The following is a 24865-nucleotide window of genomic DNA, read 5'->3' as shown; positions in this document are numbered from 1 at the left end:
CGAGAACTTCTTCGGCAAGCTCAAGGAATTCAAGCGCATCGCAATGCGCGCCGACAAGACCGACCAGAGCTTCACTTCAATGATCTATCTGGCCGCGGCCGCGATAAACTCCAGATGAATCCCAACAGACCCTAGTAAAGAAGGGGCCGCCGCCGTGAACTTCGGCGGTGACCCACCTAGGCCTACGGTGCAGAAACTCCGGTCCGTCATCGGCCCGGCATATCGAACTGGATAACAAAGACATTCAGCGAGATCACACTAATGGGGAAACCGTCCGCGTGTTTCTTTTGCTCCACGAACGCGCTCGACACCTATCGCGATGGCTGCCGTGCGATTGTTTTCACGTTTGCTTCGCGCCAAGCCGCGCTCGAAAGCACGATCCAAAGTTGATACTCCCTACTCGTGACTTCCTCCTCCTCCCAGAATAGTCGTTGGAAGCCCTGCACCCCATTCAAAGTAGCTGACCACGACACCGCCCGAGTTGCGGAGAATATGGGGATGAGAAAGATCTGCTCCTGATGGCCTTGCTACTGGCTATTTCGCGGTCGATGCCCCATTCCGGGCAGCCGGAACAAGCACGTCACACGGGATCGTCAGCAGCTCGCCTGGGTCTAGAGCAAGCTCGCTGGAGTGGCCATCCAGGCTACCTAGGAGGCAGCATGTCCGACCAGCTGTGGTATATCGAGCGCCGAGGTCGATAAAGCGCGCCCGTGTGATCTCTGACTCCGATCACTTTCGCTCGCATATTGTGTAGCTCGAGTGCGGTGATCGAACCGACATCTCCAAAGCCTTGAACAATACCGTGACAGATTCCTTCGGCATCAGCAGGCGGGTTCTTAGGTCGTCTGGTATCCTCGGGATAATTCGCGATCAGTTCGAATTGCTTTACGGCCATCTCAAACACTTGCCCAGTGCAGACAGTCACGATAGCTCCTGAGCCTGGATATGAAACGTCGGAATGCTTGTGCTTCAGAGCACCGAGCTCCCTGGTGCGTGTTGCGCGTTTCAGACGCGGGTGAGACAACTAGTCCAATCAGCAAGATTGCGTCTCGCGGTCACGCCAGAAATATCACCAATGCGATGAAAGCGAGATTGACCGAGGCGGCCACGACGGCCCAACAGCAAATCGTGGCAGGCGAAAATTCAAGAGCGTCCTGCGAAGTGTCGACCCAAAGCGGCGGCATTCAAGTCAGCTCCAAAGACGCGGGTTAAGAGACAAACCTGCATAAGCGCAGAAACCACCCACTCTGCTAAAGCCGAGCCTTTCGACCGCGCGTAGAGCCCTTGCCACCCCGCCTGGCGAGCGGGAGCACATCGGCTATCGCTCGCCGAACTGCCCGATCCGTCCGCTAGGCGAGCCGGTGCGATCCGCGAGTGCGAGGAGCACGGCTGGAGGAAGGACCGCGCGGATCGCACGCCCGCGAGCCCGCAAAATCCGTGCCCACTGGCAGCCGGTCTTGCCGCGAGCTTCTCGGGAGGCTTGCGCCCAATGCTCTGGGTTCGATGACATCCATTCTAAGGTCAACCCGCTATCCCGATCGCTCTTGAGCCACGGTGCCGGAGCGCTCGTCTGAGCTCACCGAACTGATGGAACATGACGAACAGAGCGATCATTCCGGCGCCCAGCTCAGCGATTGCTTGACTGGCTAACAGCCCATCGAAACCCGCAACCACCGGGAATAACAGTACGGCCGGTATGAAGAGATAGCCCTGCCTCGCCAGGGCCACAATTGCACTGAGGCGTGCTCTCCCAAACGCCTGAAGCATTGCCGTCACGAAACTCTGAACCCCAAACAGCCCAAAGAAGAGATGGAACACGATGCAGGACGAGACGGCTATTTCCGTGACATTCTCGTTATCGCTAAATAGACTCACCAAAGGCCTTGCAAAAACAACAACGGCCGCAGAATACGCGATGGAGAATGCGACCGTCACGAAGAGCATGAACTTCGCAGCCTTCAGAATACGAACATAGTCGCGTGCGCCCCAACCGAAACCCAGGATAGCTTGAGCGCCTATGCAGAACCCGGTGATAGGCAGTGCGCCGACCATCAAGATTCGCACAGCTATTCCAACTGCAGCGATGGAATCATCGCCGAACGGTGCGGCAGCTCCGTACAAGAGCATAACCGCAAGAGCCGATAAGATACTCGTCATTGTCGCTGGCGCGCCCACCAACGCGAGCTGTCTGATGCGATCTGCTCGCAATGATATGTGAGATATCCTGACGAGAACTGTCCCGCCAAGCTTCGCAAAATACGCAATATAAAGTCCAATAGCGGCGATCTGCGATACCAGCGTTGCGAGGGCTGCGCCACGCACGCCAAGGTCAAACAAGAATATGAAGACAGGGTCAAGCACAGCGTTCAGTAGAAACGCGGTAAGCATCGCCCACATGCTGAATCGCGTATCGCCTTCGGCTCTGACAATGAACCCGCTAACGATGTTTAGAAGCATCAGGGTGTTCCCGAACAAAAGCGTTCCCGCGTAGTCGAGCGCCACGGGCATGATGGTTGGAGTCGCTCCGAGGATTGCGAATATCGCTGGCAGACTAGGAAGCAGAGCGACGGTAACTATGATGCCAATCGGAGCGGTGAGCGCGAGAGCTGTACTTGCGCCTCGACTCGCCTCTAGGTACTCACGAGCGCCCAGATGACGAGATATGAAGGACGCCGTTCCAACACCGATTCCCTGTGCGGCTGCCGCGAGCAGGACCATGATCGGCAAGGTCATGCTCACAGCTGCGGTCGCCTGCGCGCCAAGTGCGCCAACAAAGATCGCATTGACGACCTGCTGTAAAGCATGGATCGATAACCCAACAACAGATGGAATGGCGAGCCGCAGGATAAGGCTCGAGAGATTCGGGTCCGATAGATCGATGTGCTGTTTCTTCTGTGGCATCAAACTTGGCTCGCTCTCGAGCGCGAATTCCGTATCCGGCTCATTCATGCATGAACGTGTCGCTACTTTCCAAATTCGCTGATCGCGCACTCAGCGCAAGCTTTTCCGATCCGCTCTTGCACAGCGGTACATAAGTTTATCTGCGCCGATCGATCGTCGTGATCGGGTGGACCCGTTTGACGTTTCACAAGCTGATTTTTGCCTTGGTCGATTTTCCCTAGGCATACGCCTCCCGCCAATCGCAGGCTTCTGCGGCTCTTAAGTAGAACAACGAGGATCCTGATTGAGGTGTCCGTGCGTAGCCACCTAGGTTCTGCCAGTCATATTGTGCCGTTCTGCCCTTTGTTGACTTCTCATCCGTTGCGTTTTTCCTCGATGATGATCGGCGGGGGAACGCGGCCGGACCCTAGAGCCTCAACTTGGCTTTGGCATCTACCGGATCTTGTAGTAGACGCTCCATCGTCTGCATGGCACACGCAATGAACGTGCCCAGAACCAGTGTTAGGTTCGGCGACGATGTCGTGCAAGCGCTCCATGATCTCGGGTTCCTTGTCGCGATCGAGACGAACGGCAGGCTGCTGGTCCCGGCCGGCGTGGTAACTGGGTTTGCGGCAGCAAATCGCGCCGCACTGGCCATCGCTCGCGGACACGAACTCAAAATTCGTGTAGCCGCAGCCGTGTGCCGGCGGTTCGATGAGAGGGCTCGGACGATTTCTGCTTCGGCCCACAGACGGCCCTGGCGCCGTCGACCACATGCGGCAGGCCGTCGCGCAACGCCTGACTCATCGGAAATGGCGAATCAGCGTGCAATGTCACAAACATCCCGGCATCAGATGAAGATATCCCAGGTATTTAAGTTCGAGGCAGCGCACCGACTTCCAACCGTCCCGCAGACACATCGTTGTCATCGGACGCACGGTCATTCCTATCGCGTCGAGGTCGTGCTGAACGGGCCCGTCGATCCGCACACCGGGTTCGTAATGGATTTCTTCAGCATGGAAGAAGCGTTCGGTCTTCTTCTAAAGAAGCTCGATCACCATTGCCTGAACGAAGTCCCGGGACTCGAAAATCCGACGGCGGAAAATATCGCCATCTGGATCTGGCAGCACGCGAAACCGCGCCTTGCGCAACTCTCGAGCGTGAGGGTGTACGAGACGACAGATTGTTGGGCCGAATATGAGGGGCCCGATCGCTGAATTCCGCGCTCATTTTGGGCTGTATTGATGCGGCGCGCCTGTCCTTCTTCGGCTCCGAAACCGACGATCTGCGCTTCGGCTCCTCATCGGCCCGATCCGCGGGCAGATTCCCTCGCTCACGGGAGGCCCTTTGGATCTCGCGGGAGGTCAGACGACGGCGCCCTGCAAGGCTAGGATCTCAAGGAGCGCGAGGCAGCCATCGACAGCGCCATGAGCCGCCGCCTTCATCAGCAAATGCGGCAGCCGTAGGCCTCCGAAGCCCGCCGGACCAATTGCCTGGGTTGAGCCGATTTATGCCTCCCGCGACGACCTGGTGTATGTGCCTGCATGGATGATGATCAGGACCTTTACGCGAGAGGCGGCCTTGAGGGACGACCGGGTTTGACGGGAATCTGAGTCGAGAAGGCCCTCATCATAGGGCACTTTCGGCTTCGGTAGGTTGCCCTTCCACGCCACGCTCGTCGAGCGCTTGACGCGCCGCGCCGGTGAAGCCATCCGGCGTCAGCCTCGAGGGACTGGCACGGCCATGGGGCGTGGCCGAGCCGTACAAGACGGCCCTTGCCCAGAGGGGTGCGAAGCGCGCGCAAGGCCTGATCTTCACCGCCGAGCTTGGTGAACTCACACACTAGGAAGACAGCGTCATCCTTCTTGCGCTCGATCTTTTCAAGCGAGGTCTGATGCTTTGGCATCGTGGTCTCCGTTCCCACAAAACATGGACGCATAAACGCGAAGACGTTCAATAAAATAGGACAAAACATAATTACACCACTCCGACGCACCGAGGCGGCCATCCTAATGCCTCGACGGAGCCGCGATTCCCGTTGCGGGCTGGCTGATTCCTCGTGGAAAACGGCGAAGGTATCCTGTCCAACCCGATCTTGGCCGAGACGGCAGACTCCGCGTGCTCTTCCCACCACAGGCCAGCGGGTCGCGTATATCGCCAGCGCTGGTGAGGCGCCACGGAGCATCATCGACGGTGTCTCGCCAGCCGACAGGGAGGAAATCCGCGGGGATCCAGACGCCGGACGGGAGCTGAAGCGAGTTCAGTTTTGAACTGCTTGGATGCCGGAACGGGAGGACTCTGTCAGAAGTAAGCGTTTTTCTGACAGTGCTTTTTCGACGCGCGCTTGCGGAGCTCACCCACACGCGAGTGCTTGCTCTTGGAGGCTCGACGCAAGGGTCATCGAACCAACGGAATAAGAAAGCCCCAACCAGCGACGGTTCCTTGGGTCGAACCACGGCGTCTGGGCTGTGCGCGACAATCCGTCCGCCAGCGGTTGATGGACGAGCCGGCGCTCCGCGCCGGCCACTACACATCTGTACGACTGTACGAGAAGCCTCATGAACCGAGAACGGGTCCGCTAGGCACAGCTCACGCAGCCACGGACTTCGTCGCCGTCACCCGCAAGTATTTTTACTCCGCTTTGCTTAGCGTATCTGCTCTCGACTACGCGCCTCATCGCTAGGAATGCCCTCACGCGCGCCGCGGCACTTCAACAATTTCATTTTCATTCGACGCTGCCGAAGTCAGCATGCGAGAAGCGTTGCGAGTAATCGCTGCGGCTTGGCTGTAGCGCAGCGCAGAAATTTAGGCTAGCTTCTGCTCGCGAGTTTGCAAATGCGTACCCGCACCCGATCTCTCCGAAGACAACGAGCGATCATTCGACCGCTCGCCCCCTCACATCCTCAGAGCTGGGATAATCCGGACAATGAGGAAATCTGGTTTGAGTTGGCGCGCGCTATCGGACGTCAGGTCGCACGGGATGAAAATCACGGCTCGGGGCAGCCGATAAAGGACCGACATGACGACAGCGTCATCGAAGAAAACGGCCGTACTATACGCCCGTTATTCCAGCGACATGCAAAAGGCGACCTCGATTGATGGTCAGCTATTGCTCTGCCGGAAGGTCGCATTGCGCAACGACCTCGATGTCATCGGCGAGTTTGTCGATGCCGCAAAATCTGGTCTTACCGAAGGTGCGCGGGACGGCTATCAGCGTTTACTCAACGGTGTGAGAAACCGGGACTTTGACGTAGTCGTGGTTGAGCATTTCGACCGCTTGTCGCGCGATCCCGCAACCATCCAGCGTCTCAAGCAGGTTTTCGAGTTCAACGGCGTTGAGCTGATGGATCAGAAGGGGGTCTATGCGACCGCCACTGACATCAGCATCGCAAGTCTCTACAACACGATTTACAAGCCGCAGCTCGCCGAAAAGGTTCGGCGCGGCCATGACAACGCTGTTGCCAACGGAAGAATTCCTGGCTCATGCGCCTATGGTTATCGACCGAGGCCGGGCGCGCCGGGCGAACGCGTGATCGATGACAACGAAGCAAAGATTGTGCTCCGCATCTTCAGCGAATATGCAGCGGGCCGCTCGACCCGAACTATCGCCGCTGATCTCACCCGCGAAGGCGTGCCCTCACCAGGGGCAACTCGTCACAAGAACAAGGCTGATCGTACCACCTGGAATCACCAGTGCATTACAGGCGGCCGGCATGGTCGCGGTATTATCGGCAACGATCTATATATAGGCGAGATACATTGGAACGTTCGCTCGACAATTCTCAACCCGGAGACCCAGAAGAAACAGAAGCGCCGCAATCCAGAAGAGCGCCACATCATAGTTAAGAAGCCGGAGCTACGGATCGTGCCGCAAGCGCTCTGGAATCGAGCGCATGAGGTTCGTAGCGCGCGCGCCGTATCTATGTTCGGACCGACTGGCAAGCCGCGGCGTCGCGCCGTGATCCCGCGCAACAACGAGCACCCGCTTGCCGGTGTGCTCCGGTGCGGCGTCTGCAATGGCCACATGCGAATCGCTCAATCCTCGCGTAACGGTGCACCGCGCGCGGCATGCGCGAGCGCGCATCAGCGGGGCACGTGCGAGCACACCCGTAGCTTCGACATGGACGTTCTGCTCGAGGATGCCTCCGACAAAATCCAACTGAAATTGCTTTCGCCGAAAGCCATTGAAGAGGCGATGTGTGCCTGGAAGGAGGAGCGCAAAAACGATCGGAACAAGGGCAGCGAACACTCTAAGCTAGAGCGGCGACGCCGCGTGTTGACTACCGAGATGGAACGCCTGTCATATGCCATCGCAAATAGCCGCCGGAAGCCGGACGAGTTGCTCAAGCGCATCGATGAGTGCGACCTGGAGCGGGAAAGCGTTGAAGAGCGCTTGCGGCTGCTGGGCGCTGGCGGCGAAAATGTCATTGGCTTCGATCACCCGAAATTCGGTGACCGATACCGTTCGGAGGTTAGAAGACTGGTCACCGCGCTCAAGGCCAATCCGAAGGCGATCGAAACTCGCGTAGCCTTCCGCAACTTGATCGAATGCATAGTAGTGCATCCGGTTCGCAAGCGGATGCCCTACGAATATACGCCCTACCTGAACAGCTCCGCGCTTTACGGCAAGAACCTTTTCCCAGAAAACCGCAGCAAGGCGCGAGAAATCAGCACGTTTGCCTACTACGACAATGGCAAGTCAGGGAAATCCGTGTCCTCGTAATAGACCCGGACCTGCATATGATGGCGGCCGTCGCGGATCTCGCCGTCGAGATGAGCTGTCACGTCGCGAGTCTCTTGTTTCAGATAGAGGCCCGTTTTGCGCAAAAACGGCCGGACACGCAAGCGCGGCTAGGACACAACCGCGCCCGTCCGCCCCAGCGTCACCTCGACGATCTCAGGCGGCACGCCGACGCGGAGCGGCAGGATGCTGCAACCGAGGCCGCCGGAGATGATGACGTCGCATTTCAGCCGGACATGACCATAGGCGAGCCGGAGGCCATGCTGCGGCGGAACAGCCGGCGACCAGCCGAGCAGACGGACCTGGCCGCCATGGGTGTGGCCGGACAGTTGCAACGCGACGCGGGCGGGCACGCGCAGCGCGACGTTAGGCTCATGCGCGAGCAGGATGATCGGCGCGTCGTCGGTGACCTTGGCAAGCGTCGCGGCGAGATCGTCGGCGCCGAAGTGTCCCGTGCTCCGGAAGCGTCGCGCCGGCAGAAAAGCGAGTTGATCGCCCAGCCCCGCGAGCCAGAACGCGCGGCCGTCCTTGGTGATCCGCACGGCGTCGTTCTCGTAGACGGGAATGCCGGCCGCCTCCAACGCGCGATGCGCGACCGTCGGCCCCTGCCCGGCCTGCTGCACGGTCCTGTCGGCCCAATAGTCATGATTGCCCATGACGGCATGGACGCCGAGCGGCGCCCTGAGGCCGGCCAGTACCTTGGCCCATTCGCTCGCCGGAATGATGCGCGTGACCTGGTGCAGACCGGCGACATAGTCGCCGAGCAGCACGATAATATCCGCGTTCAGGGCGTTGGTGCGATCGACGATGGCCTCGATCCGCTCCAGCGACATCCAGGGATCGCAGGCATGGATGTCGGCGATCACGGCGATCTTCAGCGGAAAATCCGCAGGCCATTGCCGCGGGGTTGGATGATAGCGGGTGACGCTAAGTCGCACCACCGGTTCGACGGCAAAGCCATAGGCAGCGGTCGAGAGGCCGAGGGCGGACAGACCACCGATGGAACGGATGAGGTGACGACGCGTGATCATGGAAGCCCGATCGTGATGCAGCTTCTTGATGCGATCCGATTGGAGCGAAAATGGGGTGCGTTTGTGCAGACCCTCTGCACGAGATTACCGGAAATTCATGATGGCCCGAGCACTCAGCACTTGCGCAGGTCAGTCGTCGCTTTCGTCGGTGCCGAACAGGCCGAACTGTGCCGCCGCATCGCGCGAGGGCTCGCTGATGCCGAGATGGCGGAAGGCGTGCGAAGTGAGCAGGCGGCCGCGCGGGGTGCGCTGCAGATAGCCGCACTGGATCAGATAGGGCTCGATGATGTCTTCGATCGCATCGCGCGGCTCGGACAGAGCGGCTGCCATCGTCTCCACGCCGACCGGGCCGCCGCCATAGTTCTGCGCGATGGTCGTGAGGTAGCGGCGGTCCATGGCGTCGAGGCCCGCGGCGTCGACCTCGAGCGCGCTCAGCGCGTGGTCGGCAATCTTGCGATCGATCCTGTCGGCATCGGCCGCCGAGGCGAAATCGCGTACGCGGCGCAACAGCCGGCCGGCGATGCGCGGCGTGCCGCGGGCGCGGCGCGCGATCTCGTTGGCGCCATCCGCGCTCATGCCGACATTGAGCACGCGCGCACCACGGGTGACGATGCTCTCGAGCTCTTCGATCGTGTAGAAATTCAACCGGATCGGAATGCCGAAGCGGTCGCGCAAGGGATTGGTTAGAAGGCCGGCACGCGTGGTGGCGCCCACAAGGGTGAATTTCGACAGTTCGATCTTCACCGAGCGCGCCGCCGGGCCCTCGCCGATAATGAGGTCGAGCTGAAAGTCCTCCATCGCGGGATAGAGCACTTCTTCCACCGCCGGGCTCAGGCGATGAATCTCGTCGATGAAGAGCACGTCGCGCTCTTCGAGATTAGTGAGGAGTGCTGCGAGATCGCCGGCCTTGGCGATCACCGGGCCCGACGTCGCGCGAAAGCCGACGCCGAGCTCCTTGGCCACGATCTGCGCCAGCGTGGTCTTGCCGAGGCCGGGCGGGCCGACGAACAGCACATGATCCAGCGCCTCGCCGCGCTTGCGTGCCGCCTCGATGAAGATCGAGAGGTTCTTGCGCGCCTGCTGCTGGCCGACGAAGTCAGACAGCGATTGCGGGCGCAGCGCGGTATCGCCGACATCATCGCTGCGGCGCTCGGGCGTGACCATGCGGTTGGCCTTCGGGTCGCTCACTTCGACAGCTCCTTCAGGCCTAGCCGGATGAGCTGCGCGGTCTCGGCGCTCTCGCCGGCGCTGCGCGATGCCGATGCAATGGCCGCAGCCGCCTGCGGCTGGCCGTAGCCGAGATTGACCAGCGCGGAGATCGCATCCGCGACGGGCCGCGGCGCGCGCTGGTCGTCAACGGCACCGGCAAGATGCACCACGGCCGGGTCAATAGTTGCGAAGGCCGGCGCCTTGTCCTTCAGTTCGGTGACGATGCGCTCGGCAACCTTGGGGCCGACGCCGGGCGTGCGCACCACCGCGGTCTTGTCGCGCAACGCGATCGCGTTGGCAAGCTCGGAAGGCTGTAGCGTGCCGAGCACGGCGAGCGCGACCTTGGCGCCGACGCCCTGCACGGTCTGGAGCAGGCGAAACCATTCGCGCTCGTGGTCGCTGCGGAAGCCGAACAGTTTGATCTGGTCCTCGCGGACATAGGTCTCGATCGACAGCACGGCGGCCTCGCCCGGCGACGGTAGATGCTGCAGCGTGCGCGACGAGCAATGCACCTGATAACCGACACCGCCGACATCGAGAATGACGAAATCCTCGCCGTAGGAATCGATCAGGCCCTTGAGCTTGCCGATCATAACCCCACCACCTTCAGCCTGAGCGCCGTGCTCGTGCGATGATGGGCGTGGGTGATGGCGATGGCGAGCGCGTCGGCGGCGTCCGCGGACGGCGGATCGGACTTGGGCAGCAAGATCTTGAGCATCATCGCGATCTGGTGCTTGTCGGCATGGCCGGCGCCGACCACCGTCTTTTTCACCTGGTTCGGCGCGTATTCGGCAACGCTGATGCCGAATATTGCGGGCGCCAGCATGGCAACGCCGCGGGCCTGACCAAGCTTCAGTGTCGCAGCGCCGTCCTTGTTGATGAAGGTCTGTTCGACCGCCGCTTCCATCGGCTTGTGAACGGACAGGACCGCCGCGAGCCCTTCATGGATCGCGAGCAGCCGGCTTGCGAGCGGCAAATCGTCCGGCGGTTCCACCGAGCCGCAGGCGACGTAGATCAGGCGGTTGCCCTCGGCCTCGATCACGCCCCAGCCGGTGCGGCGCAGGCCGGGGTCGATGCCGATGATGCGAACGGGGACGCGAATCGGGAGCGCAGTCATGGGCCATTGATAGCGGCTGGCTGCCGTGGGGGAAACAGAAACAGAACGGAAGTAACAGGGGAAGTGGGCCCTACCCGCCCATCTTCGCCAGCAGCGCGTCCGACACCTCGAAATTGGCGTAGACGTGCTGGACGTCGTCATGCTCGTTGAGCAAATCCATCAGCTTGATCAGCTTCTCGCCGGTCTCGTCGTCCACCGCGATCGTGTTCTGCGGCTTCCAGATCAGCGCCGCCTTGCGCGGCTCGCCGAACTTGGCTTCGAGCGCCTTGGCGACGTCGCGATAGCCTTCGGTCGAGGCGTAAATCTCGTGGCCGCCTTCGCTCGATATCACGTCGTCGGCGCCGGCTTCGATGGCGGCATCCAGCACCGCATCGTCGGAGGCGACGCTGCGGTCGTATTCGATGATGCCGGTGCGGTCGAACATGAAGGACACCGAGCCGGTTTCGCCGAGATTGCCGCCGGACTTGGTGAAGAAGGAGCGGATGTCGGAAGCGGCACGGTTGCGGTTGTCGGTCAGCGCCTCGACGACGACGGCGACGCCGCCGGGGCCGTAACCCTCGTAGCGGATCTCGTCATAATGCTCGCCGTCATTGCCGAGCGCCTTCTTGACGGCGCGCTCGATATTGTCCTTCGGCATGTTCTCCTGGCGCGCCGCGATGATGGCCGCACGCAGGCGCGGGTTCATGTTGGGGTCTGGCGTCCCCAGCTTGGCCGCGACGGTGATTTCCCGCGCCAGCTTGCCGAATAATTTCGACTTCTGGGCATCCTGCCGCCCCTTGCGGTGCATGATGTTCTTGAATTGGGAATGTCCGGCCATGCGTGATCTTCTCTAGGGAATCGTCCGCCAAGATGAGCGTGGGAAGCGCGGCCTTATAGGCCGCCACCCCACTGGAATGAAAGAGGCTCTACGACTTTAAGGTAATAGCGTAGTGGCCCCTGCCTAGATGTCAGGCATCGTTAACCCTGATTTCATTCCAGCCTGCGAAAATAGCGTCCGACCGTTCCCCGACAAGAGAGACCTGATGGTGTTCGGACTATTTCGGAAGCGTCTGCCGGACATGGCTGCGCCTGCGGCAACCCCGCAGGCTGCGCAGCCGGTCAATTCCGAGCCCGCTCCGGCCGTTGAGGGCGATTCCGCCAAGGAAATCCTGGAACTGCTGGAACTCGAGCTGGGAGCGATGATTCGCCAGCTCGAGCGCGCCGCCAATTCGGTGGCCGACGGTGCCGGGGCGACCGCTACGACGCTTGCCGCCATTCGCGACCGCACCGACGCCCTGACCGGCCGGACCAACGCCGCGCAATCGAACGCCTCGACCTTCGCCCATGCCGCCGACAAATTCACCCAGTCTGCGCACGGAATCGGCGCGCAGGTTCGCGAAGCCGGCAAGCTCGCCGACGAGGCCAGCGCCGCGGCTCAGGAAGCCCGCGCCAATGTCGATCGCTTGCGCGAGTCCTCGGCCGCCATCGGCAACGTGGTCAATCTGATCGCACAGATCGCGCGGCAGACGACGCTGCTCGCCCTCAACTCGACCATCGAGGCCGCCCGCGCGGGCGCTGCGGGAAAAGGCTTTGCTGTCGTCGCCACCGAGGTCAAGGCTCTCGCGGTACAGACCCAGGGCGCGACGGAGGAGATCACCAAAAAGATCGACGCGCTGCAGCGCGACGCCGCCGGCTCCGCGGATGCGGTGCACCGCATCGCACAGGCGATCGAGGCTATCCGCCCGGTATTCGAGACGGTCAACGGCGCGGTCGCCGAACAGAACGCCACCACCAGCGAAGTCTCCGGCAACGCGACAAGTGCGTCGGAGTTCATCGTCTCGGTCGGCGAAAGCGCGGCCGAGATCGATGCTGCGACCAAGGCGGCCGAGACCCACGGCGAGAACGTCGCCAGCGCCGGCAAGGCCGTGACCGCCTTCGCACAGAAACTGAAATCGCGTTGCGCCGTGCTGCTCCGCCAGAGCGAGCATGACGACCGCCGCAAGACCGAGCGGCTGCCCTGCCATCTTAAGCTCGAAACCGCTCGCGGGGTGCTGCCGGTCTACGAGCTATCGATGGACAGCGTGCTGATCGGCGGCGCGGACGCGGGCAGCCTTGCACCGCAAGCAATGATTGAAGGCACCCTCGAAGACGTCGGGGCCTGCCGCCTGCGCGTGGTCGAACAATCCAAGGCCGGCGCCCGCGCGCAATTCCTTGCTCCCAACGCCGCGCTCAACGAAAAGATCGAGGACCGGCTCTGGTCGATCCACGAAGAAAACACGGAGTTCGTCACCCGCGCCATGGAGGCGGGTAACGCGCTGACCGCAATCTTCGAGCAGGCGGTTGCACGTGGCGATGTCGGGATCCACGACCTCTTCGACACCGATTATGCCGAAATCGCCGGGACCGATCCGCAGCAGTACCGCACCAAATATCTGGACTGGGCCGATCGCGCGCTGCCGCCGTTCCAGGAAGCTTTTCTCACAAAGGACCCGCGTTTGGCGTTCTGCGCCATGGTCGATCGCAACGGCTTCCTGCCGGTGCACAACAAAATCTATTCGCATCTGCAGCGACCGGGCGATGTCGCCTGGAACACCGCCAACAGCCGCAACCGGCGGATCTTCAACGATCCGGCGGGGTTGGCCGCCGCGCACAACCTGCGCTCGTATCTGGTCCAGAGCTATGCGCGCGACATGGGCAACGGAAATACGGTGATGATGCGCGAGATCGACGTCCCGATCCGCGTGCAGGGCCGGCACTGGGGCGGATTCAGGACGGCCTACAAGCTCTAGTGCGCGCTCAGGCAAGACATCAAAGCGCGAATCACCTCTTAAGATCGAAATTGGAATGGGAATGCCGCGGAGAGCCGGCGAACGGCTCTGACTGGAGGACTCTCAAGACATGTCCGTCGTACAATTTGCAGTACTGGACACCGGCTCCAACCGAACGCTTGCCGAACGGCTGATCGATCAGCTCGCCGACCGCATCGGCGGCCTCGGCGTGGAACTCGCCGACATTGCCGGCAACGTCCAGGAAGTCGCACACCGCGTCGCGAACCAGTCGGAACGATTCCATCACCTCCAGGAAACCGCCGAGACGATGGTGTCGGCCAACCACGACATCGCAAATGCGTCACAGGCGGTGCAAACGACCACGTCAGCGGCGGTCGGCGAGATCGCGCAGTCGCGCAATGCCGTCGACACTGCGGTCAACCACATTTCCGAGCTCGTCGCAGCCGTCGAACGCATCGAGGCGCGGCTCAGCGCGGTCGGCTCCGCGCTGGCACAAGTCGCAAAAGTGTCCGGCTCGATCGAGGCGATCGCGAAGCAGACCAATCTGCTCGCGCTCAACGCCACCATCGAGGCGGCACGCGCCGGCAATGCCGGCCGCGGCTTCGCGGTGGTCGCAAGCGAGGTGAAGAACCTCGCGGAAGCCACCCGCCAGGCCACGCACCAGATCTCCGAGACCGTGCGCGATCTCAACGGCCAGATCGAAGGCCTGATCGGGGAGAGCAGCGACGCCTCGCAGCGCGCAAAGACTGCCGGCGAAGGCGCCCAGCAGATCTCCGGCATCATCTCGCGGGTCCAGCAGGGCTTCGCCTCCGTGGAAGCGGAAATCGGCAGCGTCACGCGCGCGGCGACCTCCAATCTCGGACACTGCGACACCGTCATCAGCGAGCTCAACGAGCTTGCCAAGGGCGTTGACCTGTCCTCGCGCGATCTCAAGAACGCCGATCAGCGCGTGACCAAACTGCTCGACACGTCCGAAGGCCTGATCGCAATGATCGCCGACAGCGGCGTCGAGACATCGGATGCGCCGCTGATCCGCGTCGTCGTCGAGACCGCAAAGCGGATCTCGGATGAATTCGAAGCCGCAATCGGCCGCGGCGAGATGACGCTCGATCGGTTCATGGACGAGAACTACCGGGAAATCTCCGGCACCGATCCCAAGCAGTACAATACCAGCTATGTCGAGTTCACCGACCGCCTGCTGCCCGCGATCCAGGACCCGATCCAGAAATCCGATTCCCGGATCGTGTTCTGCGTCGCCTGGGCCAAGGGCGGCTATCTGCCGACGCACAACCCGAACTACCGCCTGCCGCAGGGCAAGGACCCGGTCTGGAATAACGCCAATTGCCGCAACCGCCGCCTGTTCACCGATCGCGCGGTGCAGAAGGTCGCGGCCAACACCAAGCCGTTCCTGCTGCAGACCTATCGCCGCGACATGGGCGGCGGGCAGTTCGTGCTGATGAAGGATCTGTCCTCACCGATCATGATCCGCGGCAAGCACTGGGGCGCCTTCCGGATGGGCTTTCGGCAGAGCTGACGGTTCTCGCGACGCGCCTGCCGCGACGGCGCTCTGGCGTTCCTGAATCGAAAACCTCGAAAACAACCCGATGCACAGTAGCCGGGGCAAGCGGAATCAATGGCTTAAGCGTCTGACGAAACCGTGGGTTAGGCGCCCGCCTGGTGAAGTCGTTGCGCCGTCGGGCAAAACAGGCGCACGATGGCATCATCGCGCATGTTGGCTATCGCATCGTTGATCCGGCGGCTGGCCGTTGCGATCGATCGCGTCAGAACTGCACCGTGCTCGCCGTCGATCGACTTCCACAATCGCACGACTTTCGTCATCGCATGATTTTGCGCATTTGCACGATCATCTGCGGCGATCGATGACGCACGCGACGAAAACGCGTCAGAACAATGACGCTTATCATATCAATTAGCCCAAAATCACTGCAGCGATCGCCGCACAAATTCGTGAACGTCATGGCCTGACGCGCTCGTTGCGCAAATATGCATTGCCGGAAATGTCGACGCTTCATCGTTTCGCATCGATATGATTATTGTCGCGCGCAAATTCGCTGACTAGATCGCCGTAAGCGATCGAGCGAGCAAGGGGATGCATATGGCAACTATTCTCACCATCAACGGCGAAACGAAATCGTTCGACGCGCCACCTGAAATGCCGCTGCTATGGGTACTGCGCGACGTCCTCGGAATGACCGGCACCAAGTTCGGCTGCGGCATCGCGCAGTGCGGCGCCTGCACCGTGCACGTCGACGGCAAGGCAGTGCGCTCCTGCGTATTGTCGGTCAGCGCGGTCGCGAACCGCGCCATCACCACGATCGAGCATGTCGGAAGCACGCCAGCGGGCGCAAAGGTGCAGAAGGCCTGGCTCGATCTCGAAGTGATCCAGTGCGGTTACTGCCAGTCCGGCCAGATCATGGCGGCCGCGGCGCTGCTGGCGGCAACGCCAAACCCCGACGACTCCGACATCGACGCCGCGATGGCCGGCAATATCTGTCGCTGCGGCACCTATGTGCGCATCCGCGAGGCCATCAAGCAGGCCGCCTCCGGCCGGCAGTCGTGAGGTTCGCCATGATCACAGACAAGTCTCTCCCGCGCCTCTCCCGCCGCTCGCTGCTAACTGGCGGTCTCGCCACCGGTTTCCTGCTCGCCTTCCATCTGCCGCTGCGCGCCGCCGTCAACGAGCCGGTGCAGCCGGTTGACACGACCGACGGCAAGTTCGCACCGAACGCCTTCATCCGCATCGACGAGACCGGCCGCACGATCCTGATCATGCCGCAGGTCGAGATGGGCCAGGGCACCTACACCTCGATCTCGGCGGTGCTCGCCGAAGAGCTCGACGCCGACTGGAGCAAGGTCGAGGTCCAGCACGCGCCGCCGGACGACAAGCTCTACGGCAATCCGGCTTTCGGCCTGCAGGCGACCGGCAACTCCAACTCGATCCGAGCCTGGTGGACACCGCTGCGCAAGGCCGGCGCCGCCGCGCGCGCGATGCTGGTGCAGGCCGCGGCCAGCCAATGGGGTGTCGAGCCCGCAAGCTGCTCGGCCGCGAAGGGCGAGGTCGCGCATGCCGCGAGCGGCCGCAAGCTCGGCTATGGCGCGGTGGCGCTCGCCGCGCAGGGCCAGACGCCGCCGAAGGATGTCGTGGTCAAGGACCCCAAGGACTTCGTCATCATCGGCCAGCCCCTGAAGCGGCTCGACACACCTGACAAGGTCAACGGCAAGGCCGTCTACGGCATCGACGCGATCCTGCCCGGCATGAAGTTCGCAACCGTCGCTGCCTGCCCGGTGTTCGGCGGCAAGGTCGGCAAGGTCGACGACAGCGCCGCGGTCAAACTCCCGGCGTGCGCAAGGTCGTCGTGCTCGACGACATGGTCGCCGTGATCGGCGATCATATGTGGGCGGCGAAGAAGGGCCTCGAAGCGCTCCAGATCGAGTGGAACGAGGGCCCGAACGCCAAAATCACCACCAAGGACATCTGGCAGGATCTGCGCAAGGCCAGCGAGAAGGACGGTGCGATCGCGAAGTCCGACGGCGATATCGTCAAAGCGCTCGCGAGCGGCGACAAGTTCGAGGCGGCCTACGAGCTGCCGTTCCTGGCGCATGCCTCGATGGAGCCGATCAACGCCACCGTCCACGTCAAGCCAGACTCTTGCGAGATATGGACCGGCACGCAGATCATGACGCGCGTGCAGTCCGAAGCGGCGAAGGCCGCGGGCCTTCCCATCGACAAGGTGATCGTCAACAATCATCTGCTCGGCGGCGGCTTCGGCCGCAAGCTCGAGCCGGACATGGTGATCGCGGCGGTCAAGATCGCCAAGCAGGTCGACTACCCCGTGAAGGTGGTGTGGACCCGCGAGGAGGACATCCAGCACGACGTTTACCGCCCGGTCTATCGCGACCAGATCACGGCATCGCTGGTCGACGGCAAGGTCGCGGCGTGGAAGTACAAGGTCGCGGGCTCCTCGGTAATGGCACGCTGGTTTCCGCCGGCGTTCCAGAAGGGGGTCGACATAGACGCCGTCGACGCGGCGATCGATACGCCGTACGACTTCGCCAACTTCCATGTTGAATATGTCCGCGCCGAACCGCTGTCGGTGCCGACTGGTTTCTGGCGCGGCGTCGGCCCGAACAACAACGTGTTCGCGGTCGAATGCGCGATGGATGAGCTCGCGCGCAAGGCCGGCAAGGATCCGATTGAATTCCGAAGGTCCATGCTGACCAAGAACCCGCGCATGCTTGCGGTACTCAACCACGTCGCTGAAAAATCGGGCTGGGGGCGACCACTGCCACCGCGCGTCGGCCGCGGCGTTTGCGTGCAGCCGTCGTTCGCAAGCTTCATTGCGACCGTGGTGGAAGCGGAGATCGACGATATCGGCGAAATCACGCTACGCCGCATCATTTCGGTGGTCGACACCGGCATCGCGGTCAATCCCGACACGGTGAAAGCGCAGATCGAGGGCGGCCTGGTGTTCGGCCTCACCGCCGCGCTTTACGGCGAGATCACCATCGAGAAAGGCCGCGTGCAGCAGTCGAACTTCCACGACTACCGCATGATGCGCATCAACGAGACACCGAAGATCGAGGTCATCGTGGTCAAGAGCGGCGAGGCGCCCGGCGGCATCGGTGAGGCCGGCGTCAACGCCGGACCGCCCGCGCTGCGCAACGCCATTTACGCGGCAACCGGCATCGCGCTGCGGCGCCTGCCGATCGACCGGAAACTGCTGGCTGCGGGGAAAAAGGCATGAGCGGCAAGATGCGTATCCTCACGAGCCTAGTCGTGATCGCCATTGTCGTGGTGGCGCTCGGCGTCTGGATCATCCGCGGGCCCGGCCCGCTCGACTTCGCTGGCGGCCCCAAGGTGGCGCTGGCGGACTACCGCGCCGGCAAGCCGACCGGCGTGCCGGCGAGGCTCGAGAACGCGAGTCTGGTCGAGCGCGGCGAATATCTTGCGAAGGCGGCCGACTGCATGGTCTGCCACTCCAAGCCCGGCGAGAAGGACTATTCCGGCGGGCTCGGCTTCAAGCTGCCGTTCGGCACCCTCTATTCCACCAACATCACGCCGGACAAGGACACCGGCATCGGCAATTACAGCGACCAGGATTTTCTCAACGCCGTCCAGCGCGGCAAGCGCCATGACGGCGCCCGGCTCTATCCGGCGATGCCGTACACGTCCTACACCACCATGACCGACGAGGACGTGCTGGCGGTGAAGGCGTATCTGTTCAGCCTGCCGGCGGTGCGCGCGAAGCCGCCGGAGAATACGCTTTCGTTCCCGTTCAACCAGCGCTGGGCCATGATCTTCTGGTCAGCCGTGTTCAATCCGGACACGCGCTTTGCGCCCGACACCTCCAAGAGCCCGGAGTGGAACAGAGGTGCGTATCTCGCGGAGGCGCTCGCGCATTGCGGTGAGTGCCACACCCCGCGCAATCTCGGCTTCGCGCTGGACAACCGCAAGAAATTTGCAGGCGCGATCACGGCTGGTTGGCGCGCCTTCAACATCACCTCCGACAAGGCCACCGGCCTCGGCAACTGGCGCGACGAGGACCTGATCTCCTATCTCTCGCTTGGTCACGCGCCAGGCCACGGCTCGGCGTCGGGGCCGATGGGTGAAGCGGTCGATCACAGCTTTAGCCAGTTCGCCCCCGAAGACATCCGCGCCGTTGTTGCTTACTTGCGTAGCGTGCCGCCGGTGCCCTCGCCCGACCTGCCCGCAACAACGGCGCCCGTCGCACCCGCCTCGCACAAGGACGGCGTCACGGCGGATGCTCGCGGCAAGCAAATGTTCGCCAGCGCCTGCGCCAGTTGCCACGGCTGGAGCGGCGAGAGCCCGGTCTCGCCGATGGCAACGCTGACCGGCAGCTGGGCCGTCAACGATCCCGCCGCCACCAACGTCGCGCAGATCGTGCTGTCAGGCACCAAGCGCCACACCCCGGACGGGGCGCTGTCGATGCCCGCGTTCGGCAACGCGTATAGCGACGACGAGATCGCGGCGGTGGCGAATTACGTTACGGCACGGTTCGGCACGAAGGGCTCGAAGCTGACGGCGAAGGATGTGGCGGAGTTGAGGGAGCAGACGGCGGAGTAGGTACGGTCAGCGCATCACTCTCCAGGGTCGTCCCGGCGAAGGCCGGGACCCATAACCACAGGCCGTAGTTTGGCGAAGACTCTTCGTTGGTACTGCGACCGACCGCAATCGCGAGATCACGCGGTATGGGTCCCGGCCTTCGCCGGGACGACCCTGAATTTGTCGCTTCAGCTCAACCAGAATCTCGGCGTCGTCGGCTCCAGCCTTCCGCCCGCGCGCACCGGTGCAATCCGTAGTGCAAGCCCCGTCGCGTCATCCGTCTCCACCGCGACGCCGCTGAGCGTCGCCGCCCCTGCTGCCGGCTCGAACCGGCCCGACGGAATGCCCGACGTGAACCTCCGCAGCGGTTCCTCCTTCTGCATGCCGATGATGGAGTCGTAGTCGCCGGTCATGCCGGCATCGGTCATGTAGGCGGTGCCGCCGGACAGGATCTGGTGGTCGGCGGTCGGCACATGGGTGTGCGTGCCGACGACGAGGCTGGCGCGGCCGTCGCAAAAGAAGCCGATGCCCTGCTTCTCGCTACTCGCCTCGCAATGGAAATCGACGACGATGGCGTCCGCGGCAACGCCGAGAGGGCAGGCGCCGAGCTCGCGCTCCAGGGCTGCAAAGGGATCGTCAAACGGGGTCATGAAGACGCGGCCGAGCGCGTTGACGACCAGCGCGTGCTTGCCGTTCTTGGTCTCGACCAGCGCGGCGCCGCGGCCGGGCGTGCCGCGCGGATAGTTCGCCGGCCGCACCAAACGCTCGGCGCGCTCGATGAACACCAGGGCTTCACGCTGGTCCCAGGAGTGATTGCCGAGCGTCACGGCGTCGGCGCCGGCGTCGAGAAATTCGTGATAGATCGCTTCCGTGATGCCGAAGCCGCCGGCAGAGTTCTCGCCATTGACGACGACGAAATCGAGCGACCAGTCCTTGACCATGCCGGGCAGATATTCGGCGATGGCGTTGCGCCCCGCACGGCCGACGACATCACCCACGAAGAGAATGCGCAACTTCAGAACTCCGGAAATCGAATACGTCGGATTCCGTTAGCACATAATCCAGCGCGACGTCGTGGGATAGTGCCGGAACCGCCTTGATCTCCTGCGCCGCAAAAGCGAGCCCGACAGCGATGATGTTGTTGGCTTTTCGCAAATGCGCGAAGGTGTGGTCGTAGTGCCCGGCGCCATAGCCGATGCGATGGCCGAGACGGTCGAAGGCAGCGAGCGGCGTCAGCATGATGTCCGGAATGACTTCAGCGGCCCCGGGCGACGGCTCGGGAATGCCGAGCGGACCGAGCATCAGCCGATCGTTCGGATGGAAGATGCGGAAGATCAGCGACTGGCCGCGCGCGGTGACACAGGGCAGCGCGAGCCTGGCGCCCTCCTCGACGAGCTTCTTCATCAGCGGCATCGGATCGATCTCGCTGCGGATCGGCGAATAGCCGGAGACGATGCTGCCAGGCAGGAGCTGGAACGGCAGCCCGCGCTTGGCGAGCTTGGCGGCGGCGGCGGTGCGTTTCTTTTCGCTCAGCGCATCGCGCGCCGCGAGGGCCTTGGCACGGAGTTCGGCTTTCGAATTCGACATGCGCAGGGTCCCCACGTCATCACCCGCCTTGTGCGCCCTTGCGCAATGGAGCGGGTGATCCAGCGTTCCAGAGGCGGTGGTGATTCACACAAAGGCCGCGGCGTACTGGTTGCCCCGGTCAAGCCGGGGCATGACATCTGTTGAACCAGCCGCAGTCGTTTCAACAAGCACAAATCGAGCAGACAAAGTGCGAAGCCGCGAACGCCGTTGAAGCACTCGATCCCGGAGTTCCCTACGAAAGTAGGTGGGCACCATATGTCCGAGCCCACGGGCCCGGCCAGGGACAGTTCCCTAAAGGATCGATAAGGCCCCGGGGATTATGGCTCCTGACGCGCGTCGCAGCCTCGCTTGGGCAATGTAACAACGATGCTGACAAATCGCCAGCCCGGTGAGGGGTCAGCCGATGGCGATCCCGTTGCCGACGGTCCGGTTCAGGACCTGGGTCGATTTCTCGATGCGCTCGGCCGCAGAGTTCAGTGCGGTCACGACCGCGGTCTGGGTCAACCGGGCGCGCTCGACGGCGGCATTGCGGAAATCCCGCAGCTCGATCAACTCCTGCTCCATGGTGCGGATGCGGTTGCCGGCGTCGACCAGCTCGTCGCAGACGGTCAGCGCCGCCATCACCGTGAGTCGCGCGTCGCCGATCTCGCCGAATTTTCCGCGCAGGGACTGGATCCGCGTCTCCAGGCTTTCGGCGAGCTTGAGCAGCCGCACCTCCTGGCCCTCCTCGCAGGCCATGCGGTATTGCCGGCCGTTGATGGTGACGTTGATGTGGCTCATCCGTCCTCTCCGGTATCGAGCACCGAGCGTATCGTGACGATCGCGGAATCCAGCCGGTCGGAGATCTCGCGGCTGGAGCGCTCGAGCTTGCGCGCCTTCACCAGCGCGCCGTCGAGCTCGTCTGCAAGCCGCGAGCGGTCCGCGCCCAGCGCCTGGATCCGCGCCGCGAGCTCGTTCTCGTCGCGGTCGGCATCGCGCCGCCGCTCCACCGCGTTTTCGAGCGAGTCGAGCGCCGCCATGAGCCTGCGGGTCGCGATCTCGATCTCGACGGCAGAGGACTCGGTCATGGCAGAGCTGTTGGAAACGCGATCGTTCATGCAGTCAGCGGCGGAACCTGTGGCCTTGCCCATGGGCTTTTCCTTGGGCTTTTTCTGGGCTTGCCGCCCGGCAAAAGACTCGGTTCGGCAAGCGGTTAGAAGCAGAAATTTACGTGGCAAGCCAGGGAAGCGCAACGCCGCCGCGAAACTATGCACCGCTAAGCAACTTTTACGGCCAAACCGACGTTTGATTGCCTTGGACTCCCGGAACCGAGGTGCTATTTCAGCCCCCGACCTTCAGTGCCGCCAGGCTCCCCCCATACGGCCCGCACCCGCCGCCAAGCGCCTCATTTCAGACGGATTTCAGACATGACGCAAGTCGACCACACCCGTATGGCCAACGCGATCCGCGGCCTCGCAATGGACGCCGTCGAGAAGGCGAAATCCGGCCATCCCGGTTTGCCGATGGGCGCGGCCGACATGGCCACGGTGCTGTTCACGCAGTTCCTGAAATTCGACGCCGCCGCACCTAGCTGGCCGGATCGCGACCGCTTCGTGCTCTCGGCCGGCCACGGCTCGATGCTGCTGTATTCGCTGCTGTACCTGACCGGCAATTCCGACATGACGCTGGACCAGATCAAGCAATTCCGCCAGGTCGACTCGCTGACCCCCGGACATCCCGAAAATTTCCGCACCAAGGGCATCGAGACCACCACAGGCCCGCTGGGCCAGGGCATCTCCACCGCCGTCGGTATGGCGCTCGCCGAAAAAATGCTCGCCGCCGAGTTCGGCAAGAAGATCGTCGACCACCACACCTACGTGCTCGCCTCGGACGGCGACCTGATGGAAGGCGTGTCGCAGGAAGCGATCGCGATGGCCGGGCACTGGAAGCTCAACAAGATGATCGTTCTCTACGACGACAACGGCATCTCGATCGACGGCCCGACCTCGATTTCCGATTCCGTGGACCAGGTGAAGCGTTTCAAGTCGGCGGGCTGGGCCGCCGAGAAGATCGACGGCCACGACCAGGCCGCGATATCGGCCGCGATCACGCGGGCGCAGAAGTCGAGCAAGCCGACGCTGATCGCCTGCCGCACCACCATCGGCTTCGGCGCGCCGCATAAAGCCGGTACGGCAAAGGCCCATGGCGAAGCGCTCGGCGCCGACGAGCTCAAGGCCGCCAAGGAAAATCTCGGCATCTCGCTCGAGCCGTTCGCGGTCCCCGACGACGTGCTGAAGGCGTGGCGTGCAGCCGGCAGCCGCGGCGTGGCAGTTCGCCAGGAATGGGAAGGCCGTCTCGGTGAACTCGGCAACCGCAAGCGCGCCGAGTTCGAGCGCCGCCTGCGCCATGAGCGTCCGGCCTCGCTCGTGAAGGCAGTGCGCGCCTACAAGAAGGAGCTGCTGGAAAAGCCGATGACAGCGGCGACCCGCAAATCCTCGGAAGCGGTGATCGAAGTCATTGCCGGCGCCATGCCGATGGAATTTTTGGCAGGTTCGGCCGACCTCACCGGGTCCAACAACAACAAGGCGAAGTCGGCGACCGCCTTCTCCGCCAAGACGCCGAAGGGCCGCTTCATCCATTACGGCATTCGCGAGCACGGCATGTGCGCGGCCATGAACGGCATCTTCCTGCACGGCGGTTTCGCGCCGAACGGCGCGACCTTCCTGGTGTTCACCGACTATGCGCGCCCTGCGATGCGCCTTGCCGCGTTGATGGGCGCCGGCGTCGTCTATGTGATGACGCACGACTCCATCGGCCTCGGTGAAGACGGCCCGACCCATCAGCCGGTCGAGCATCTCGCCGCGCTCCGCGCCATCCCGAACATGCGTGTGTTCCGCCCCTGTGATTCCATCGAGGTGGCCGAATGCTGGGAGCTCGCGCTGAATCGCCTCGACGGCCCGACCGTGCTGGCGCTGACGCGGCAGAACCTGCCGCAGCTCCGCACCACCGCGCCGAACGACAGCCCTTGCGCTCAGGGTGCCTACGAACTGGTGGCCGCCCAGGGCGAAGCCAAGGCAACGCTGTTCGCCTCCGGCTCCGAGGTCGAGATCGCGGTCGCGGCCCAGAAGCAGCTCGCCGAACGCGGCATCCCGTCGCGGGTGGTCTCGGTTCCCTCGCTCGAGCTGTTGTTAGCGCAACCAGAGGCCAAGCGTGCCGCCATCATCGGCAACGCGCCGGTGAAGGTCGCGATCGAGGCGGCGGTACGCTGGGGCTGGGATGCCGTGATCGGCCATGACGGCGAATTCATCGGCATGCATTCCTTCGGCGAAAGCGGTCCGGCGAAGGAGCTTTACAAGCATTTCGGCATTACCGCCGAGGCTGCGGTGAACGCCGTGCTGAAGCGCGTTTCGTGAGAGTTGAGCTTGCCAAAAAAAGGGATTACCTAAGTTCTCATATGATCAAGCACCG

20 protein-coding genes, 1 other RNA gene and 2 pseudogenes are annotated in these 24865 nt (G+C 62.8%); 9 read left to right on the top strand and 14 right to left on the bottom strand.

What is annotated here, in order from left to right:
• Positions 1-643: 643 nt before the first annotated feature.
• Both IVB27_RS29120 and IVB27_RS29115 read right to left on the bottom strand, forming a co-directional pair.
• Positions 644-895 (bottom strand): hypothetical protein, encoded by a 252-nt coding sequence (locus IVB27_RS29120; RefSeq protein WP_245288394.1) that lies wholly within the window; start codon positions 893-895, stop codon positions 644-646.
• A 626-nt stretch (positions 896-1521) separates the two neighbouring features.
• A complete protein-coding gene (locus tag IVB27_RS29115) occupies positions 1522-2949 on the bottom strand; it encodes an MATE family efflux transporter (protein ID WP_247341737.1) in 1428 nt (475 codons plus the stop codon).
• Between the two features lie 785 nt (positions 2950-3734).
• On the opposite strand from IVB27_RS29115, the gene queD reads away from it, so the two are divergent.
• The 3 genes from queD to IVB27_RS29100 all read left to right on the top strand — a co-directional run bounded on the left by queD (position 3735) and on the right by IVB27_RS29100 (position 7603).
• Entirely contained in the window at positions 3735-4097 is a 363-nt protein-coding gene (queD, locus tag IVB27_RS29110) for a 6-carboxytetrahydropterin synthase QueD (protein ID WP_018454585.1), read from the top strand.
• A 485-nt stretch (positions 4098-4582) separates the two neighbouring features.
• Positions 4583-4726 (top strand): hypothetical protein, encoded by a 144-nt coding sequence (locus tag IVB27_RS29105; RefSeq protein WP_247406398.1) that lies wholly within the window; start codon positions 4583-4585, stop codon positions 4724-4726.
• Positions 4727-5899: 1173 nt separating this feature from the next.
• Positions 5900-7603: a recombinase family protein gene (locus IVB27_RS29100; protein ID WP_018454587.1), complete on the top strand. Its 1704-nt coding sequence runs from the start codon at positions 5900-5902 to the stop codon at positions 7601-7603.
• Here the strand turns inward: IVB27_RS29100 and IVB27_RS29095 are convergent.
• The 6 genes and pseudogenes from IVB27_RS29095 to IVB27_RS29070 all read right to left on the bottom strand — a co-directional run.
• Positions 7585-7665 (bottom strand): annotated as a pseudogene (locus IVB27_RS29095) (acyl-CoA thioester hydrolase); the annotation flags it as partial. The gene IVB27_RS29100 and the pseudogene IVB27_RS29095 overlap by 19 nt on opposite strands.
• 66 nt (positions 7666-7731) lie before the next feature.
• On the bottom strand, positions 7732-8652 hold the full coding sequence (locus IVB27_RS29090) for a metallophosphoesterase (RefSeq protein WP_247341740.1): 921 nt from the start codon (positions 8650-8652) through the stop codon (positions 7732-7734).
• A gap of 129 nt (positions 8653-8781) precedes the next feature.
• Positions 8782-9816 (bottom strand): Holliday junction branch migration DNA helicase RuvB, encoded by a 1035-nt coding sequence (gene ruvB / locus IVB27_RS29085; RefSeq protein ID WP_247446360.1) that lies wholly within the window; start codon positions 9814-9816, stop codon positions 8782-8784.
• A 20-nt stretch (positions 9817-9836) separates the two neighbouring features.
• The gene (gene ruvA / locus IVB27_RS29080; RefSeq protein WP_247446352.1) at positions 9837-10454 is read right to left on the bottom strand and encodes a Holliday junction branch migration protein RuvA; all 618 of its coding nucleotides are present in this window, start codon (positions 10452-10454) and stop codon (positions 9837-9839) included.
• Entirely contained in the window at positions 10451-10978 is a 528-nt protein-coding gene (ruvC, locus tag IVB27_RS29075) for a crossover junction endodeoxyribonuclease RuvC (protein ID WP_247446351.1), read from the bottom strand. The genes ruvA and ruvC overlap by 4 nt, the downstream gene beginning before the upstream one ends.
• A gap of 70 nt (positions 10979-11048) precedes the next feature.
• Complete coding sequence (locus IVB27_RS29070; RefSeq protein ID WP_247341753.1) at positions 11049-11795, bottom strand: YebC/PmpR family DNA-binding transcriptional regulator; 747 nt, start codon at positions 11793-11795, stop codon at positions 11049-11051.
• A gap of 205 nt (positions 11796-12000) precedes the next feature.
• On the opposite strand from IVB27_RS29070, the gene IVB27_RS29065 reads away from it, so the two are divergent.
• Together IVB27_RS29065 and IVB27_RS29060 are read left to right on the top strand one after the other, a co-directional pair.
• Complete coding sequence (locus IVB27_RS29065) at positions 12001-13746, top strand: methyl-accepting chemotaxis protein (protein WP_247446350.1); 1746 nt, start codon at positions 12001-12003, stop codon at positions 13744-13746.
• Between the two features lie 109 nt (positions 13747-13855).
• Entirely contained in the window at positions 13856-15280 is a 1425-nt protein-coding gene (locus tag IVB27_RS29060; RefSeq protein WP_247446349.1) for a methyl-accepting chemotaxis protein, read from the top strand.
• Between the two features lie 128 nt (positions 15281-15408).
• Here IVB27_RS29060 and IVB27_RS29055 read toward each other — a convergent pair whose 3' ends face one another.
• Entirely contained in the window at positions 15409-15567 is a 159-nt protein-coding gene (locus IVB27_RS29055) for a hypothetical protein (RefSeq protein WP_247446348.1), read from the bottom strand.
• A gap of 295 nt (positions 15568-15862) precedes the next feature.
• On the opposite strand from IVB27_RS29055, the gene IVB27_RS29050 reads away from it, so the two are divergent.
• From IVB27_RS29050 to IVB27_RS29040, 3 genes and pseudogenes are all read left to right on the top strand, one after another.
• Positions 15863-16327, top strand: coding sequence for a (2Fe-2S)-binding protein (locus tag IVB27_RS29050; protein ID WP_247446347.1), 465 nt, complete (start codon positions 15863-15865; stop codon positions 16325-16327).
• An 8-nt stretch (positions 16328-16335) separates the two neighbouring features.
• Positions 16336-18512: pseudogene (locus IVB27_RS29045) on the top strand (xanthine dehydrogenase family protein molybdopterin-binding subunit).
• Positions 18509-19852: a c-type cytochrome gene (locus IVB27_RS29040; protein WP_247446346.1), complete on the top strand. Its 1344-nt coding sequence runs from the start codon at positions 18509-18511 to the stop codon at positions 19850-19852. The pseudogene IVB27_RS29045 and the gene IVB27_RS29040 overlap by 4 nt, the downstream one beginning before the upstream one ends.
• 167 nt (positions 19853-20019) lie before the next feature.
• Here IVB27_RS29040 and IVB27_RS29035 read toward each other — a convergent pair whose 3' ends face one another.
• The 5 genes from IVB27_RS29035 to IVB27_RS29015 form a co-directional block, all read right to left on the bottom strand.
• Entirely contained in the window at positions 20020-20844 is an 825-nt protein-coding gene (locus tag IVB27_RS29035; RefSeq protein WP_247446345.1) for a TIGR00282 family metallophosphoesterase, read from the bottom strand.
• Positions 20822-21418: a 5-formyltetrahydrofolate cyclo-ligase gene (locus IVB27_RS29030; RefSeq protein ID WP_247446344.1), complete on the bottom strand. Its 597-nt coding sequence runs from the start codon at positions 21416-21418 to the stop codon at positions 20822-20824. Before IVB27_RS29030 ends, IVB27_RS29035 begins: the two co-directional genes overlap by 23 nt.
• Before the next feature lie 188 nt (positions 21419-21606).
• A non-coding RNA gene (gene ssrS / locus IVB27_RS29025) (6S RNA) lies at positions 21607-21766 on the bottom strand.
• A 48-nt stretch (positions 21767-21814) separates the two neighbouring features.
• Complete coding sequence (locus tag IVB27_RS29020) at positions 21815-22198, bottom strand: cell division protein ZapA (protein ID WP_247446343.1); 384 nt, start codon at positions 22196-22198, stop codon at positions 21815-21817.
• On the bottom strand, positions 22195-22515 hold the full coding sequence (locus IVB27_RS29015) for a DUF4164 domain-containing protein (protein WP_247341857.1): 321 nt from the start codon (positions 22513-22515) through the stop codon (positions 22195-22197). Before IVB27_RS29015 ends, IVB27_RS29020 begins: the two co-directional genes overlap by 4 nt.
• A 309-nt stretch (positions 22516-22824) precedes the next feature.
• On the opposite strand from IVB27_RS29015, the gene tkt reads away from it, so the two are divergent.
• Positions 22825-24810, top strand: coding sequence for a transketolase (gene tkt / locus IVB27_RS29010; RefSeq protein WP_247446342.1), 1986 nt, complete (start codon positions 22825-22827; stop codon positions 24808-24810).
• Positions 24811-24865 lie beyond the last annotated feature (55 nt).

Source organism: Bradyrhizobium sp. 197, assembly GCF_023073375.1.
GTDB lineage: Bacteria > Pseudomonadota > Alphaproteobacteria > Rhizobiales > Xanthobacteraceae > Bradyrhizobium.
Note: the sequence above shows the minus strand (reverse complement) of the source record. Positions and strands in the feature narration are given on the sequence as shown.